This window comes from Streptomyces sp. NBC_01294 (genome assembly GCF_035917235.1).
GTDB lineage: Bacteria > Actinomycetota > Actinomycetes > Streptomycetales > Streptomycetaceae > Streptomyces > Streptomyces caledonius.
Genome location: NZ_CP108423.1, coordinates 1,141,008 through 1,156,957 on the forward strand (window position 1 = coordinate 1,141,008; position 15,950 = coordinate 1,156,957).

A 15,950-nucleotide genomic window follows, 5' to 3' on the forward strand; every position below is an offset into this window, starting at 1 on the left:
GCGCAGCACCCGTCGTCGCGGGCGGCCCCCGCACCGCTCCCGGCCCCCGTGCCACCCCGAGGAAGACCGACCGAGAGGAAGGCCCGCCATGCCCGTCGATCCCAGCGCCGAACCGAGCGCCGAGCAGCTGACCGCCGCCACCCGCCAGAGCCTGAGCACCGAAGCCGCCCGCAATCTGGCCACCACGACCAAGTCCGCGCCGCAGATGCAGGGGATCAGCTCGCGCTGGCTGCTGAGGATCCTGCCGTGGGTGCAGACCGGCGGCGGCACCTACCGGGTCAACCGGACGGTGAGCTACACCCTCGGCGACGGGCGCATCACCTTCGTCAAGACCGGGACCGAACTGCGGGTCATCCCGCCGATGCTGCGCGAGCTCGGCATGCTCCGAAGCTTCCCCGACGACCAGGTGGTGAAGGCGATCGCCGACCGGTTCGTGAAGGAGGAGTTCCGCAGGGGCGACGTCATCGTGCGGCGCGGCGAGCCCGTCGACAAGATCTTCCTGATCGCCCACGGGCGGATCGAGCGGCTCGGCACCGGTGCCTACGGGGACGAGGCGAGCCTGGACGTGCTGAGCGACGGCGACCACTTCGGCCACCACCCGCTGCCGGACGCCCGCTGGGAGTTCACGGCGCGGGCGCAGACGGACGTGGTGACGATGACCTTCAACCGCGGTGACTGGGACGCGGCGCTGAACAGTTCCGCGGCGCTGCGCCGGCACGCCGAGGCCTACCTGGAGGCCGAGCGCGTCGGCCGCCGGGGCAGCGACGCCGTCGCCCTGTCCGCCGGCCACACGGGCGAGGTGCTGCTGCCCGGCACGTACGTCGACTACGAGGTGAGCCCGCGCGAGTACGAGCTCAGCGTCGCGCAGACCGTGCTGCGCGTGCATTCCCGGGTCTCGGATCTCTACAACCAGCCGATGAACCAGTCCGAGCAGCAACTGCGGCTCACGATCGAGGCGTTGAAGGAGCGCCAGGAGAGCGAGCTGATCAACAACGCGGAGTTCGGGCTGCTGCACAACGCCGACTACGAGCAGCGGGTGTACGCCCGCACGGGCCCGCCCACCCCCGACGACCTGGACGAACTCCTCAGCCGTCGCCGCGGTTCGCAGTACTTCCTCGCCCACCCGCGCACCATCGCCGCCTTCGGCCGCGAGTGCAGCCGGCGCGGCCTGTACCCGGACAGCGTGGACTTCCAGGGCCACCGGCTCCCGTCCTGGCGCGGGGTGCCGCTGCTGCCCTGCAACAAGATCCCGGTGACCCCGGAGCGGACCAGTTCGATCCTGGTCCTGCGCACGGGCGAGGACAACGAGGGGGTCGTCGGACTGCACCCGGTGGCGCTGCCCGACGAGTACCAGCCGGGCCTGTCCGTCCGTTTCATGAACATCAACGAGCAGGCGATCATCTCCTACCTGGTCACCGCCTATTACTCCGCGGCGATCCTGGTGCCCGACGCCGTCGGGGTGCTGGAGAACGTAGAGATCTCCCGATTCGACGACTGAGGGGGCCGTGTCATGACCGCTCGGCAGGAGACCTCCCCGCGGCAGCCCTTCGAGCTGCCCGAGTTCTACCTCCCGCATCCCGCGCGCCTCAACCCCCATCTGGAGGAGGCCCGGACGCACACCCGTGCGTGGGCCGGGGAGCTGGGGATGCTGGAAGGCTCGGGCGTGTGGGACACGGCCGATCTGGAGGCGCACGACTACGCGCTGCTGTGCGCCTACACCCATCCCGAGTGCGACGGCCCGATGCTCTCGCTCGTCACCGACTGGTACGTGTGGGTGTTCTTCTTCGACGACTGGTTCCTGGAGCGGTTCAAGCGCACCGGTGACCGGGCGGCGGGGCGGGCCGCGCTGGAGCGGCTCGCCCCGTTCATGCCGGCCGATCCGGGCGCGCCGATGCCCGAGCCGGCCAATCCGGTCGAGGCGGGGCTGGCCGACCTGTGGCGGCGCACGGTGCCGGGCCACTCGCAGGACTGGACCGGGCGCTTCACCCTCAGCACCCGCAACCTCCTCCACGAGTCGCTCTGGGAGCTCGACAACATCAACATCGGCCGGGTGTCGAACCCGATGGAGTACGTCGAGCAGCGCCGCAAGGTGGGCGGCGCACCCTGGTCGGCGGGGATCGTCGAGCACGCGGTGGGCGTGGAGGTTCCCCCGGCCGTCTCCGGGGAGCGGGCGCTGCGCGTCCTGCGGGACTGCTTCGCCGACTCGGTCCACTTCCGCAACGACCTGTTCTCGTATGAGCGGGAGATCGGGAAGGAGGGGGAGCTGAGCAACGGGGTGCTGGTCCTGGAGAGGTTCTTCGGCTGTTCCACCCAGGAGGCCGCCGACCAGCTGAACAACATGCTCACCTCGCGGCTCCAGCAGTTCGAGAGCACCTTCTTCACCGAACTGCCCGTGCTGTTCGCGCAGAAGGGCCTGGGCCCGGACGGGATCCTCGCGGTCCTCACCTACGCCCGCGGGCTGCAGGACTGGCAGTCCGGCGGGCACGAGTGGCACATGCGCTCCAGCCGGTACATGAACACCCGGCCGGGCCGTACGGACGCGGGCCTGCCCGGGTGGCTGCGCGGCCCCTCGGGGCTGGGCACGACCGGCGCCAACGTGAAGGCGCTGCTGGGCCTGACGGGCGGTGCGCGGCGGGTGCGCCGGCACGGCAACACCCCGCGTCCGGTGGGCCCTTCGGTGATCCCGGACTTCTACCTGCCGTACCGCAACGTGCTCAACCCGCATCTGGAGGGCGCCCGGGAGCGGCTCATCGAGTGGAACCGGGCGATGGGCCAGCTGGACGAGGGCATCTGGTGGGAGGAGAAGGCGCGGGGCTACGACTTCGCGCTGTGCTCGGCGGGCATGGACCCGACGTGCTCGGCGCAGGCGCTGGACATCAGCGCGGGCTGGCTGAGCTGGGGCACGTACGCCGACGACCTGTATCCGCTGGTCTTCGGCACCGCCCGCGCCCTGGGCGCCGCCCAGGTGCAGACGGACCGGTTGCGGGCCTGCATGCCGCTCGACCTGTCCGCGCCGCCGGCCCCGGTCAACGCGATGGAGCGGGGGCTGGCCGACCTGTGGCGGCGCACGGCCGGCCCGATGGGGCCGCGCGGCCGGGAGATGTTCCGGACGGCCGTGGACCAGGTGCTGGACAGCTGGCTGTGGGAGCTGGACAACCAGGCGGCGAACCGGGTGCCGGACCCGGTGGACTACCTGGAGATGCGCCGGGTGACCTTCGGGTCGCCGATGACGATCTCGCTCGCGCGGATGGCGCACCTGGACGTCGTTCCGCAGGAGGTCTACGAGAGTTCGGCCATGCAGTCCCTGCAGGCCGCGGCCTTCGACTACTCGGCCGTGATGAACGACGTGTACTCGTACCAGAAGGAGGCGGAGTACGAGGGCGAGCTGCACAACCTCCTGATCGTCGTGGAGAACTTCTTCGACTGCGACTATCCGACGGCGCTGCGGGTCGTGAACGACCTGATGACCTCGCGGATGCAGCAGTTCGAGCACGTGGTGGCGAAGGAACTCCCCGTCATGTACGCCGACCACGGGCTGGACGCGGCGGCCCGTGCGGCCCTGGACCGCCACGTGGAGGAGCTGAAGCAGTGGATGACGGGCATCGCCGTCTGGCACGCGCAGACGCGGCGCTACCGGGAGGAGGACCTCAAGCGCCACCACGCGCACCGCCCGGCCGTGGCGGCGGGCGCCGTCACGCCGAATCCGCCCGCCAGGGGCCGGGTGCTGCCCCCGGCTCCGCACCGCATGGTGTGGGCCTGACCTGGGCGGCAGCGGACGCTGCTGCGGAATGCGACATTCCCCTGGTCTTACGCCCCAAGTGGCGCATAATCGACGTCACGCGGCTCGAACGAACCCTGTTGCCGCGCTTGGTCACGCATGCAATGGGGGGCATCGTGCCGATGAGGGAATCAGGGACGACCACAACACTGCCGGCGACCTCCGCGGAGATGTCCCGGCTGCTCACCGCCGTCCGACGGGGCCGGGTACTGACCGTGGCGGGCGGGTTGCGCGAGCCGCGCAGCCTGCTGGTGCGGGAGATCGCCCGGCGGATCGCGTCCAACTTCTACGACGGGGTCGCCGTCGTCGCCATGGACCCGCACCACGGCGGCTACGGGGTCCGCGAACTGACGGCGGAGCTGGGCCGCGTACCCGCCGCGCCCCTGCCGCCGTCGGGGACGGCCAACGCCACCTGGTGGCTGGCCGAACGGGACATGCTGCTCGTCCTGGACGGCGCCGAGCAGCTCGGCCCGGACGCCCTGGCCTGGCTGCGGAACCTGCTGGCCGTGGCCCCAGGGCTGCGGATCCTGGCCGCCGGCCGGACTCCGCTGGCCTTCGAACAGGAACGGATCCACCGACTCTGACGCCCTGGGCCGCCACCGGCCCGGGGCGTGCAGGCCCCCGGGCCGTGCAGGCCCCCGGCCCCGGACACGGGTCCGCCCCGGCCGGGCACGGGGCCGACCGGGGCGGATCGCGTCAGGGACGCGCGCGCATCAGCTGACGGTGTCAGCCGAGGAGGGCGAGCGCCTGGTTGAAGGTCGCGGACGGGCGCATGATCGCCGCGGCCTTCGTGGCGTCGGGCTGGTAGTAGCCGCCGATCTCGGCCGGGGAGCCCTGCACCGCGATGAGCTCGGAGACGATGGCGCTCTCCTGCTCGGCGAGGGTCTTGGCGAGCGGCTCGAAGGCCTTGGCCAGCTCGGCGTCGTCGGTCTGCCTGGCCAGCTCCTGCGCCCAGTACAGGGCGAGGAAGAAGTGGCTGCCGCGGTTGTCGATGCCGCCCAGCTTGCGGCTCGGCGACTTGTCCTCGCTCAGGAAGGTGCCGGTCGCGCGGTCCAGGGTGTCGGCCAGCACCTGGGCGCGGGCGTTGCCGGTGGTGGTCGCGAGGTGCTCGAAGCTCGCCGCCAGCGCGAAGAACTCGCCCAGGCTGTCCCAGCGCAGGTAGTTCTCCTTGACGAGCTGCTGGACGTGCTTCGGGGCGGAGCCGCCGGCGCCCGTCTCGAAGAGGCCGCCGCCGTTCATCAGCGGGACGACCGACAGCATCTTGGCGCTGGTGCCCAGCTCCAGGATCGGGAAGAGGTCGGTCAGGTAGTCACGCAGCACGTTGCCGGTCACCGAGATGGTGTCCTCGCCGCGGCGGATGCGCTCCAGGGAGAAGGCGGTGGCCTCGACCGGGGAGAGGATCTTGATGGTCAGACCCTCGGTGTCGTGGTCGGCCAGGTACGTCTTGACCTTGGCGATCAGCTGCGCGTCGTGCGCGCGGGTCTCGTCGAGCCAGAAGACGGCCGGGACGCCGGTCGCACGGGCGCGGGTGACGGCGAGCTTGACCCAGTCCTGGATCGGCAGGTCCTTGGTCTGGCAGGCGCGGAAGATGTCACCGGCGGCGACCTCCTGCTCCAGGACCGTGTTGCCTGCGGCGTCGACGAGGCGGACGGTGCCCGCGGCGGCGATCTCGAAGGTCTTGTCGTGGCTGCCGTACTCCTCGGCCTTCTGGGCCATGAGGCCGACGTTCGGCACCGAGCCCATCGTCGAGGGGTCGAAGGCGCCGTGGGCGCGGCAGTCGTCGACGACGACCTGGTAGACACCGGCGTAGCTGCTGTCCGGGAGGACGGCGAGGGTGTCGGCCTCGGCACCGTCCGGGCCCCACATGTGGCCGGAGGTACGGATCATGGCCGGCATGGAGGCGTCGACGATGACGTCGGACGGCACGTGCAGGTTGGTGATGCCCTTGTCGGAGTCGACCATCGCGAGGGCCGGGCCCTCGGCGATCTCGGCGTCGATGGAGGCCTTGATCGCGTCGCCGTCGGGCAGCGCGCCCAGGCCGTTCAGGACGGCGCCGAGGCCGTCGTTGGGCGACAGGCCGGCGGCGGCGAGGGTCTCGCCGTAGCGGGCGAAGGTCTTCGGGAGGAAGGCGCGGACCACGTGGCCGAAGATGATCGGGTCGGAGACCTTCATCATGGTGGCCTTGAGGTGCACGGAGAACAGCACGTTCTCGGCCTTGGCGCGCTCGATCTGGTCGTTGAGGAAGGTGCGCAGCGCGTCGACGTGCAGGACGGACGCGTCCACGACCTCACCGGCGAGGACCGGTACGGACTCGCGCAGCACGGTGACGGCGCCGTCGGCGGCGACGTACTCGATGCGCAGGGTGTCGGCCTCGGCCATGACGGTGGACTTCTCGGTGGAGCGGAAGTCGTTGGCACCCATGGTGGCGACGTTCGTCTTGGACTCGGCGGTCCAGGCGCCCATGCGGTGCGGGTTCGTCTTGGCGTAGTTCTTGACCGAGGCGGGGGCGCGGCGGTCGGAGTTGCCCTCGCGCAGGACCGGGTTGACGGCGCTGCCCTTGATCTTGTCGTAGCGGGCGCGGATCTCGCGCTCCTCGTCGGTCTTCGGGTCGTCCGGGTAGTCCGGGAGGGCGTAGCCCTGGGCCTGGAGCTCGGCGACCGCGGCCTTCAGCTGCGGGATCGAGGCCGAGACGTTGGGCAGCTTGATGATGTTCGCTTCCGGCGTCTTCGCCAGCTCGCCCAGCTCGGCCAGGGCGTCGGCGATCCGCTGGCTCTCCTGGAGGTGCTCCGGGAAGCTGGCGATGATCCGACCGGCCAGGGAGATGTCACGGGTCTCGACATTCACACCGGCCGTCGACGCGTACGCCTGGATCACAGGCAGGAAGGAATACGTCGCGAGGGCCGGGGCCTCGTCAGTGTGCGTGTAGATGATGGTCGAGTCAGTCACCGGATGCTCCGCTCCACAGTCTGCGTCTCTCGTCTGCAACATTGCTCGACATCAAGATATCTCGTGATCGGGCCGGTCTGGACAGCCCCCTGCCGCAAGCCCGGGAGACGCGTGTCACGCGGGCCCCCGGAACGGCGAAAGCGCCGCCCACGGCTGTTTCCAGCCAGGGCGGCGCTCAGGCATGACGGCCTACGGGACCGATCAGGCCTGGACGGCCTTCGGGTTCAGACCGTACGCGTTCGGCTGGTCGTTGCCCGCGGTGGCGAGCAGGACGATGATCCAGATGAAGCCGACGAGCGGCACGGCGCCGATGAAGATCCACCAGCCGGACTTGCCGGTGTCGTGCAGGCGGCGCACGGTCACGGCGAGGTTCGGGAGGAAGGTGCCCAGGAAGTAGAGCGCGTACAGCCACGGAGTGGTGCCGAGCACGGCGTCCAGGATCGCGACGACGATCAGGGCCGCGATGTTGAAGAGGACGAACATCCAGTACTCCTGGCGGCGGGCGCGGCCGGAGAAAACGGTGTACTTCTTCAGGACGTCGACGTAGTGGTTCATGGGTCCCCCCAGAGGACGGTTGGTTCGGCCCGTCCTGCTGGAGCAAGCCGGGGCAGAACTTATGCCCCCCTTACGTCGCGGTCAAGCCAGTTGTCGTGACGCCAAATCGGCCGGACCGCAAGATTTCCGGCATCACACATGGGGCTGCGCGACACGGGAGTGACGTCGTGTCCCGGGAAGTCCGAAACGTCCGGGCCGCACGCCCACTTGACACCCCGGGAGCGACTTCGATCGTTACCCACATCGTTACCGCACTGCGACACCGCGGCCCGGGGCCGGAAAAGGGTTCCAGTCCCGGGCCGCGGCGCGGTCGTCAGCCGATGCGGAAGGAGTCCCCGTAGACCTTCCAGTCGAGCGGGGTGTTGAGGTTCAGGTTGCCCTTCTTGAGGAAGACCCGCTGCGCGGTGTCGACCCGGCTGGTGTCGCTGTGCGCCTCCTCCTGCTTCATCGCCCAGACCCGGGCGTCGAGGAAGGCGTGGAGGTACGCGGTCTCGTTGCCGCCCTGGGACGGGGGCTTGGCCTTGGACAGGGCCCGCTTGCGGATGTTGCGGAAGCTGGTGGGGTCGGTGCCGTCGCCGTGCATGACGATGGCGTCGTAGTAGATGAACTGGCCCAGCACGCCGAGCCCGTCGGACTTGGCCTGCTTCACGGACGGGTTGAAGTAGACCCGGTCGCGCTCGCGGTCCTGGGCCTTGCGGAACTCGGCGTCCTGGGCCGCCTTCGCCCAGTCCCCGGTGAAGTTGGGGTCGAGGCCGGCGTGCGAGTCGCTGCCGTCGACGTCGCGCAGGGCGGGGAGGTACTTGGCGAGGACGTTGCCCGGCTTGACCTGGGTGTAGTACTCGACGAGGTCGAGCATGTCGCCGGTGCCGGAGCAGAAGCCGATGATGCCGGCCGTGTAGCCGCGGCCGTCGCCTATGTCCTCGATGTACTTGTACTGCGCCTTCCAGTCCAGCGTGGAGTTCTCCGCGCTGGAGACGATCTTCATGGCGATCTCCTTCTTCGCCGGATCGTCGAGTCCTGCGGCCGCTGCCGCCGCACTCCGCGCCGTGGGGGCGGGAGCGGCGGTGGCGTGGGCGGCGACGGGGACGGCGACGAGCGCGCTGCCGAGCAGCGCGCCGATCGCCAGCATCTTGCGGTGGGGGGTGAACACAAGGCCTCCGTGGGGTAGTTGAGGCGTCCCGGCTTCGTTAGGAAACTTTACTACCAGAGCTGACGACAGCTCAAGACCCCTGCGTCCACGGGGAATTTCCCCGTCCGCTCAGCTCCTGTGGGCCAGACGGTCCGTCAACACGCGTTTGGCGTCCGGCCATTCGGGCCGCGTGATGCTGTAGACCGCGCTGTCGCGGATCCAGCCGTCGCGCATCACCATGTGGTGGCGCAGAGTCCCTTCGTGCGTCGCGCCGAGCCCGGATATCGCCGCCCTCGACCTCGCGTTGCGCACGTCGGTGAGGAACTCGACGCGGTTCATCCCCATCGCCTCGAAGGCGTGCGTGAGCATGAGCAGTTTGGCCTCGGTGTTCACACCGGTCCCCTGCCAGGACGCGCCGAGGAAGGTGAAGCCGATCTCCAGCCGCCGGTACGCCGTGTTGACGGCCATGAGCCGGGTCGATCCGGCGATCCGGCCCGTCGCGACGTCCACCGTCGCGTACGCGATCTGCGTGCCCTGCGCCCGCGCCGCCAGCGCGTCGTCGACGAAGCCGCGCACCTCGTCCGGGTGCGGGACGATCGTGACCGGGAGCTCCCACAGCCGACCGTCGCGGACGGCCTCGCACAGGCCGTCGTGGTGCCGGTGCGCGAGCGGCTCCAGCCGCACCCGCGCGCCGACGAGCGCCCCGGTCGGCCCGCCGGCCGCGGCGCCGGCCGTCGCGCCGGCCGTCGCGTCGACCACCCCGCCGGTCGTCCCGCCGCCGTCCCGCTCCGCCGATGTCCGTTCCATGTCCGCCCCGCCCGTTCCCTGTTGACCACCGGTGACGGGCGGACCCTATCCGGCCCGCGCCACCCGCCTCACCTGGGTTTTGCCGGGGTCAGAGCCAGCCGTTGCGCCGGAAGCCGCGGTGGATGACGAAGCAGGCGACCGCCATCACGCCGAGGACGAGCGGGTAGCCGTAGGTCCAGTGCAGTTCGGGCATGTGGTCGAAGTTCATGCCGTAGACGCCGCAGACCATGGTCGGGACGGCGACGATCGCCGCCCATGCCGTGATCTTGCGCATGTCCTCGTTCTGGGCGACGGTCACCTGCGCGAGGTGGGCCTGGAGGATGGAGTCGAGCAGGTTGTCGTAGGCGCCGATCTGCTCGGTGGCCCGGGTCACGTGGTCGGCCACGTCCCGGAAGTAGGCGCGGACCTCCGGCGGGATGACCGGTATCGGCTGCGTGGCCAGCTGCTGGAGCGGGCGGCTCAGCGGCGCCACCGCCCGCCGGAGCTCCAGGAGTTCGCGCTTGAGCTGGTAGATCCGGCCGGCGTCGCCGCGGCCGCCGGTCTCGCTGAACACCGCGGTCTCGACGGCGTCTATGTCGTTCTGCACCGCGTCCGTGACGGCCATGTAGTCGTCGACCACGTGGTCGGCCATGGCGTGCAGGACCGCCGCGGGCCCCTTGGCCAGGAGGTCCGGGGAGGCTTCCAGCTCCTCGCGGACGGGGCCGAGGGTGCCGCGGCCGCCGTGCCGGATGGTGATGACGAAGTCGTGGCCGGTGAAGGCCATCAGCTCGCCGGTCTCCACCACCTCGCTGGTCGCGGTCAGCTCCTCGTGCTCCACGTAGCGCACGGTCTTGAAGACGGAGAACAGCGTGTCGTCGTACCGCTCCACCTTGGGACGCTGGTGCGCGTTCACGGCGTCCTCGACGGCGAGCGGGTGCAGGCCGAACAGCTCGGCGAGTCCGGCGAGTTCCGACTCCGTCGGCTCGTGCAGGCCGATCCAGACGAACCCGTCGCCCTTGCGGACCCGGCGCAGCGCCTCCTCGACCTCCCCGCAGTCGTCCTGCCGTACGCCGTCCCGGTAGATCACGCAGTTGACCACCGCACTGCCGAGCGGGGAGCGGGCCGGGTGGCTGAGGTCGACGGCCCGCCGGTAGCCGCGGCGCACGGCCCGGCGCAGGTTGCTGAACATGGACAACGGTGTACTCCCCTTCGGCGGAACACCGGCCAGTCTGCCATCGCCGCCGCACCGCCTTCGCCCGGGCTCACCGCCGTCCGCCTGCGACGACTCCCCGCGACGGCTCCGGATCTCAGACCCGGTCGATGAACACGCTCGTCGACTTCACCCGCGCGGTGGCCCGCGAGCCCACCTCCAGCCCGAGTTCCTCCACCGCCTCCCGCGTCAGCAGCGACACGATGCGGTGCGGCCCGGCCTGGATCTCCACCTGGGCGTCGACCGTGCCCAGTTTCACCCCGGTGACGATCCCCGGGAAGGCGTTGCGCGCCGAGGTGTACGGGGCCTCCTCGCCGTCCGCGCTCTCCTGCGCGGCCTCGACGCAGAACGCGGCCAGGTCGGGCCCGGCCACCATCCGCCGCGTCCCCTCCCGGTGGGTGGGGAACCGTTCGGCATCCGCCCACCGCCGGGCCGTGTCGACGCTGACGCCGAGCAGCCGCGCCGCCTGGCCGATCGTGTAGGACTCCATGGCCCGCAGCTTAGGGGGTGCCGCTGCGATCACGGCGAAGGGCTGCGCAGTGACCCGGCGGCCGCCGCCGCGACCACGTCCGCCACCATCGACAGGGCCGGCGAATCGAGCTTCCACTGCTGCCAGTACAGGGGCACGTCCAGCGGCCGCGCGGCCAGCAGCACCAGCTCCCCCGTCCGTACCAGCGGCCTCGACTGCTGCTCCGGCACCAGCCCCCATCCCAGTCCCGCGACCACCGCGTCACGGAACCCCTCCGACGTCGGGACGTAGTGCCGCACCGGCCCCGCCCCGGCCGTCGCGTCCCCCGTCAGCGACCGGACGAACGCGTCCTGGAGGTCGTCCTTCCGGTCGAAGACGATCGTCGGTGCCTCCCGCAGGTCCCGCTCCGGCGCCCCGGTCAGGTACCGCGCCGCGAATCCGGGGCTCGCCGTCGGCAGGTACCGCGCCAGGCCCAGCATCCGTACGCTGCACCCGGCCACCGGGTCCGGCGAGGAGGTCACCGCCGCCATCACCTGGCCCTCCCGCAGCAGCGCCGTCGTGTGCGACTCGTCCTCGCGGTGCAGCTCGATGCAGACCGGCGGATCCTGCGGCACCCGCGTCAGGGCGGGCAGGAACCAGGTGGCGAGGGAGTCCGCGTTCACCGCGATCGGCAGCCGGACCGGGCCCATCCCGTCGGCCATCCCCAGATCGGCCCGCGCGTCGCGCTCCAGCCGGGCCAGCTGCCGGGCGAAGCGGATCACCACCTCCCCGGATTCCGTCGCCCGCACCGGCTTCGTCCGCATCAGCAGCACCCGCCCGGTGCGCTGCTCCAGTGCCTTGACCCGCTGGCTGACCGCGGAGGGGGTCACGTGCAGGGCGGCCGCCGCCGCGTCGAAGGTGCCCTCGTCCACCACCGCGAGCAGCGTACGCACCTGGTCCAGGGGAAGCTCATCCATCACGAGCGCTAATGGTACGTAAAAATCTTTAGCTGTACTGAACCGTCCGCGCTGCCTACGGTCGAACCCATGACACACGGCATCACCACCGCGGCCCTCGCCGGCTTCGGCACCGGACTCTCCCTCATCGTCGCCATCGGCGCGCAGAACGCCTTCGTCCTGCGCCAGGGCGTGCGCCGGCACGCGGTCCTCGCCGTGGTCGCCATCTGCGCCGTCTCGGACGCGCTCCTCATCGCCCTCGGCGTCGCCGGCGTCGGCGCCTTCGTCACCGCCTGGCCGGCCGCCCTGACCCTGGTCGGGCTGGCCGGCGGCGGGTTCCTGGTCTGCTACGGAGTCCTCGCCGCCCGCCGGGTGCTGCGGCCCGTACCCGGCGCCGCCCTCACCGTGGAGGGGGCCGCCGCCGGGTCCGGCCGCCGGGCCGTGCTGACGTGTCTGGCCATGACCTGGCTCAACCCGCACGTCTACCTGGACACCGTCCTGCTCGTCGGTTCCCTCGCCGCCGACCGGGGCGACCTGCGCTGGGCCTTCGGCATCGGGGCGTGCCTGGCCAGCCTGACCTGGTTCGCCGGCCTGGGCTACGGGGCGCGGCTGCTGAGCGGCCTCCTCTCCCGTCCGTCGGCCTGGCGGGTCCTGGACGGGTTCGTCGCGGCGACGATGGTCACCATGGGCGGCCTCCTGCTGGCCCGCGCCTGAGCCCGCATGTCGGCGCCGGGCCCCCGGCCGGCGCCCGGCATAGTGCTCCTGCCGACGACCCGACCTCCAGGAGCCCGCCGTGCCCGACCGCCCCTCCCCCGACGCGGTGCGCGCCTACTACGCCACCCGGCCCGCCCCGCTGGTGGCCGCCACCGGGATCGTCCTGGACACGCGCGGGCGGGTCCTCGTACTGACCACCTCGTACAAGCCGGACCTGGAGCTTCCGGGCGGCACGGTCGAGGACACCGAGACCCCGGAGGAAGGGCTGGCCCGCGAGCTGCGGGAGGAGCTCGGCCTCGGCGTGCCGGTCGGCCGGCTGCTGGCGGTGGACTCCCGGCCGCCCGGCCCGCTCGGCCGCTCCCTGATCGTGCACGTCCACCTCGTCGGCCCGCTGTCGCCGGAGCAGGCCGCGGCGATCTCCTTCCCTGACGGCGAGATCACCGAGGCGTGCTGGCTGCGGCCGGACGAGGCCGACGCGGTCCTGCCGGCCCGCATCGCGCCCCGGCTGCGCGCCGCTCTGGCCGCCCTGCACACCGGCTCGTTCGCCCACCTCGTCGACGGTCTGCCCCAGCCGGGCTCCCCGGCCGGCCTGGACCCGGCCCGGCGCGCCGCCCTGGAACACGCGGGCACGCTCGACGCGGCCAGCCACCGGGCCAACCGTCCCAAGGCCCTGACGGCGGCGAGCGTGCTGTTCACCGGCGCCGACGGCCGGGTCCTGCTGGTCCGGCCCGCGTACGGCAGGGCCGACCGCTGGCACCTGCCCGGGGGCGGCATCGACAGCGACCTCGGGGAGACGCCGCGCGCCGCCGCCCGGCGGGAGGTCCACGAGGAACTCGGCCTCGACCTCGCCCCGGGCCGGCTGCTCGCCGTGAACTGGTCCCACAAACCGGGCCGCCCGGCCCGCATCCGCTTCCTGTACGACGGCGGCGTCCTCGACGAGCCCGTCCTCGCCCGGATCCGGCTGAACCCCACCGAACTCACCGAGTGGCGCACCGTCACCCCGGCGGAGCTCCCCGCCCTGGTCAAACCCGCCCTGCGCCGCCAGATCACCGCCTGCCTCACCGCCCGCGCCACGGGCACCGGCCCGCTGGAACTCCACGCGGGCCGCCCCTGACGGACGGGCCCGCCCGCCCCGGCGCGCCGGGGCGGGGCTCCGGGGTTAGCGTCGGCGGCATGGATGGTGATCGCCGAGTGTGGCGGCAGTGCTTCCTCAGCGGGGCGGTCTTCGCCGTGTGCATGGCCGGCACCACGCTGCCGACCCCCCTCTACGGCCTCTACCAGGAGAAGTTCGGGTTCTCCGAGCTGGTGGTGACCGCCGTGTTCGCCGTGTACGCCGTCGGCGTGATCGGCGTACTGCTGCTGGTGGGCAACGCCTCGGACGTCGTGGGCCGGCGGCCGGTGCTGCTGGTGGGCCTGGTCTTCGCGGCGGCCAGCGCCGTCTGCTTCCTGTGCGCCACCGGGGTGGGCTGGCTGTACGCCGGGCGGCTGCTGTCGGGGTTCTCCGCCGGGCTGTTCACCGGAGCCGCCACCGCCTACGTGATGGAGCTGGCGCCGCACGGCGGCGCGTCCCGGGCCACGTTCGTGGCGACGGCCTCCAACATGGGCGGGCTGGGCTGCGGTCCGCTGCTCGCCGGAGTGCTCGCGCAGTACGCGGTCTGGCCGCTGTACCTGCCGTTCGCCGTGCACCTCGTCCTGGTGGCCGTTTCGGTCGTCGTCCTGCTGCGGCTGGCCGAGACCGTGCGGGAGCGGCGGCCGCTGAGTTCGGTACGGCCGCGGCGGCCCGTCCTGCCCCCGCAGGTGCGGGCGGTGTTCGCGCCCGCGGCGACCGCCGCGTTCGTGGGCTTCGCCCTGTTGGGGGTGTTCACGTCGGTCAGCCCGGCGTTCCTCGCCCAGTCCCTCGACGTGCACAACCGGGCGGTGAGCGGGCTGGTCGTCTCGCTGGCCTTCTTCGCCTCGTGCGCCGGGCAGCTGGCGGTCGGCCGGATCGGGGTGGGGCGCTCGCTGCCGCTGGGCTGCGTCGTGCTCCTCGCCGGGCTGGCACTCCTCGCGGGCGCGCTGTGGTGGGACCTGCTGGCGCTGGTGGTGGCGAGCTCGCTCGTCGGCGGAGTCGGGCAGGGCCTGTCGTTTCGCGGGGCGCTGGCCGCGGTGGCCGCGGCCTCTCCGGCGGACCGGCACGCCGCGGTGATCTCGATGCTGTTCGTGGTGGCGTACGCGGGCATCTCGGTCCCGGTGATCGGTGTGGGTCTGCTGGTCGGCCCGATCGGACTGGAGGGGGCGGGCCTGGTGTTCATCGCGTGCATGGCCGTCCTGGTCTCGACCGCGGCCGCCTACCTCCTGCGGCGGCCGGTCCGCGCGCGTACCTGAACCCGTACCCGGCACCTCGTACGACCCGCCCGCCGCTGCCCGTCATTCCGGGCGGCCAAGACCGGTCAGCCGGTCTCCGAGCGGGCTGCGGCGGTACAGGACCTGCCGTCCGTCGCGCGCCCGGGTGACGAGGCCGGTGGCGTACAGCACGCCCAGGTGCTGGGACACGGCGCTCGCGGTGACCCTGAGGCGGCGGGCGATCTCGACCGTGGGCAGCGGCTCGTCGAGGAGGCCGAGCAGTCTCGCTTTGGGCGCGCCCAGCAGGGACACGAGGGCGGCCGTGTCGGCGACGGGCTCCCGGACCCAGAGCGTCGCCACCCCGCGGCTGGGGTACGCGAGCGTCGGCGCCTCCTCGGGGCTGACGGGGGGCGCGGGCTTGTGCGCGAACACGGACGGTACGAGCAGCAGCCCCCGGCCGGACGCCACGACGCGGTGCCTGCTGATCATCTGGCCGATGTGCAGCACGCCGTCCCGCCAGCGCAGGTTGGGGTGCATGTCGGCGAAGAGCAGGCGGGCGCCGCCCATGGCCAGTTGCCGCGCGCGGTAGGTCATGTCGGCCTCCAGCAGCAGGCGCATCTGCGGCCACATCGGCTGGACGGCGACCTCCCAGTACTGCCGCAGCAGTGCGCAGACGGCGTCGCGCAGTGCGACGACGGGCGCGTCGTCGGCGGCGAGGGCGCCCCGCAGCGCGTCGGGGAGCGGATCCGGGGCGTGCGCGGCCAGCAGATCGCGGCGGACGAGCCCGGGCGGCGTCCGGCGGACGGCGGCGAGCTCCTCCTCGAAGGCCGGGGCGAAGCTCGCGGGCCGCGGGGTCAGGAAGTCGGGCAGGGTGCGCCGCGCCGCGACCAGGGACATCAGCAGACCGGTGTCGAGTGCGTCGAGCCTGCCGACAACCGACCTGCGCCACGGGAGGTGCAGCGCGGACAGTCCCGGCTCGCGCAGCACCCGCAGGCTGAGCACGGTCTCGTACAGGGGTGAGAGGGCGAACCGCGTGTCGGCGAGGTCCTCGACGCCGAGCTCGAAGCTGATCATTAAGGCATACGCTACATCGATTGGCACCGGAG

At 72.0% G+C, this 15,950-nt stretch carries 14 protein-coding genes; 6 read left to right on the top strand and 8 right to left on the bottom strand.

The features are described 5' to 3' along the window. The first annotated feature begins 88 nt into the window (after positions 1–88). From OG534_RS05330 to OG534_RS05340, 3 genes are all read left to right on the top strand, one after another. Positions 89–1,498, top strand: a complete 1,410-nt coding sequence (locus tag OG534_RS05330; protein WP_326586911.1) for a family 2B encapsulin nanocompartment shell protein — start codon at positions 89–91, stop codon at positions 1,496–1,498. A gap of 12 nt (positions 1,499–1,510) precedes the next feature. Further along, positions 1,511–3,760: a terpene synthase family protein gene (locus OG534_RS05335; RefSeq protein WP_326586912.1), complete on the top strand. Its 2,250-nt coding sequence runs from the start codon at positions 1,511–1,513 to the stop codon at positions 3,758–3,760. Between the two features lie 140 nt (positions 3,761–3,900). Further along, complete coding sequence (locus tag OG534_RS05340; RefSeq protein WP_326586913.1) at positions 3,901–4,362, top strand: hypothetical protein; 462 nt, start codon at positions 3,901–3,903, stop codon at positions 4,360–4,362. A 142-nt stretch (positions 4,363–4,504) separates the two neighbouring features. Here the strand turns inward: OG534_RS05340 and OG534_RS05345 are convergent, their stop codons facing one another. The 7 genes from OG534_RS05345 to OG534_RS05375 all read right to left on the bottom strand — a co-directional run bounded on the left by OG534_RS05345 (position 4,505) and on the right by OG534_RS05375 (position 11,829). Then, the gene (locus tag OG534_RS05345) at positions 4,505–6,724 is read right to left on the bottom strand and encodes an NADP-dependent isocitrate dehydrogenase (RefSeq protein WP_326586914.1); all 2,220 of its coding nucleotides are present in this window, start codon (positions 6,722–6,724) and stop codon (positions 4,505–4,507) included. 201 nt (positions 6,725–6,925) lie between these two features. Next, the gene (locus OG534_RS05350) at positions 6,926–7,279 is read right to left on the bottom strand and encodes a DUF805 domain-containing protein (RefSeq protein ID WP_326586915.1); all 354 of its coding nucleotides are present in this window, start codon (positions 7,277–7,279) and stop codon (positions 6,926–6,928) included. Between the two features lie 313 nt (positions 7,280–7,592). Next, positions 7,593–8,408, bottom strand: a complete 816-nt coding sequence (locus OG534_RS05355; protein WP_326593471.1) for a chitosanase — start codon at positions 8,406–8,408, stop codon at positions 7,593–7,595. Between the two features lie 129 nt (positions 8,409–8,537). Beyond that, positions 8,538–9,215: a GNAT family N-acetyltransferase gene (locus OG534_RS05360; RefSeq protein WP_326586916.1), complete on the bottom strand. Its 678-nt coding sequence runs from the start codon at positions 9,213–9,215 to the stop codon at positions 8,538–8,540. Positions 9,216–9,303: 88 nt separating this feature from the next. Beyond that, a complete protein-coding gene (gene corA, locus OG534_RS05365) occupies positions 9,304–10,383 on the bottom strand; it encodes a magnesium/cobalt transporter CorA (RefSeq protein ID WP_326586917.1) in 1,080 nt (359 codons plus the stop codon). A 118-nt stretch (positions 10,384–10,501) separates the two neighbouring features. Beyond that, a complete protein-coding gene (locus tag OG534_RS05370; protein ID WP_326586918.1) occupies positions 10,502–10,894 on the bottom strand; it encodes a TOBE domain-containing protein in 393 nt (130 codons plus the stop codon). Positions 10,895–10,923: 29 nt separating this feature from the next. Beyond that, positions 10,924–11,829 (bottom strand): LysR family transcriptional regulator ArgP, encoded by a 906-nt coding sequence (locus tag OG534_RS05375; RefSeq protein ID WP_326586919.1) that lies wholly within the window; start codon positions 11,827–11,829, stop codon positions 10,924–10,926. A gap of 69 nt (positions 11,830–11,898) precedes the next feature. On the opposite strand from OG534_RS05375, the gene OG534_RS05380 reads away from it, so the two are divergent. From OG534_RS05380 to OG534_RS05390, 3 genes are all read left to right on the top strand, one after another. Beyond that, a complete protein-coding gene (locus OG534_RS05380) occupies positions 11,899–12,522 on the top strand; it encodes a LysE/ArgO family amino acid transporter (RefSeq protein WP_326586920.1) in 624 nt (207 codons plus the stop codon). A gap of 79 nt (positions 12,523–12,601) precedes the next feature. After that, positions 12,602–13,636 carry an NUDIX hydrolase gene (locus OG534_RS05385; protein WP_326586921.1) on the top strand — a complete coding sequence of 345 codons (1,035 nt, stop codon included), beginning with the start codon at positions 12,602–12,604 and terminating at the stop codon, positions 13,634–13,636. Between the two features lie 59 nt (positions 13,637–13,695). Continuing rightward, on the top strand, positions 13,696–14,886 hold the full coding sequence (locus OG534_RS05390) for an MFS transporter (RefSeq protein ID WP_326586922.1): 1,191 nt from the start codon (positions 13,696–13,698) through the stop codon (positions 14,884–14,886). A gap of 42 nt (positions 14,887–14,928) precedes the next feature. Here OG534_RS05390 and OG534_RS05395 read toward each other — a convergent pair whose 3' ends face one another. After that, a complete protein-coding gene (locus tag OG534_RS05395; protein WP_326586923.1) occupies positions 14,929–15,918 on the bottom strand; it encodes an ArsR/SmtB family transcription factor in 990 nt (329 codons plus the stop codon). Positions 15,919–15,950: the final 32 nt, after the last annotated feature.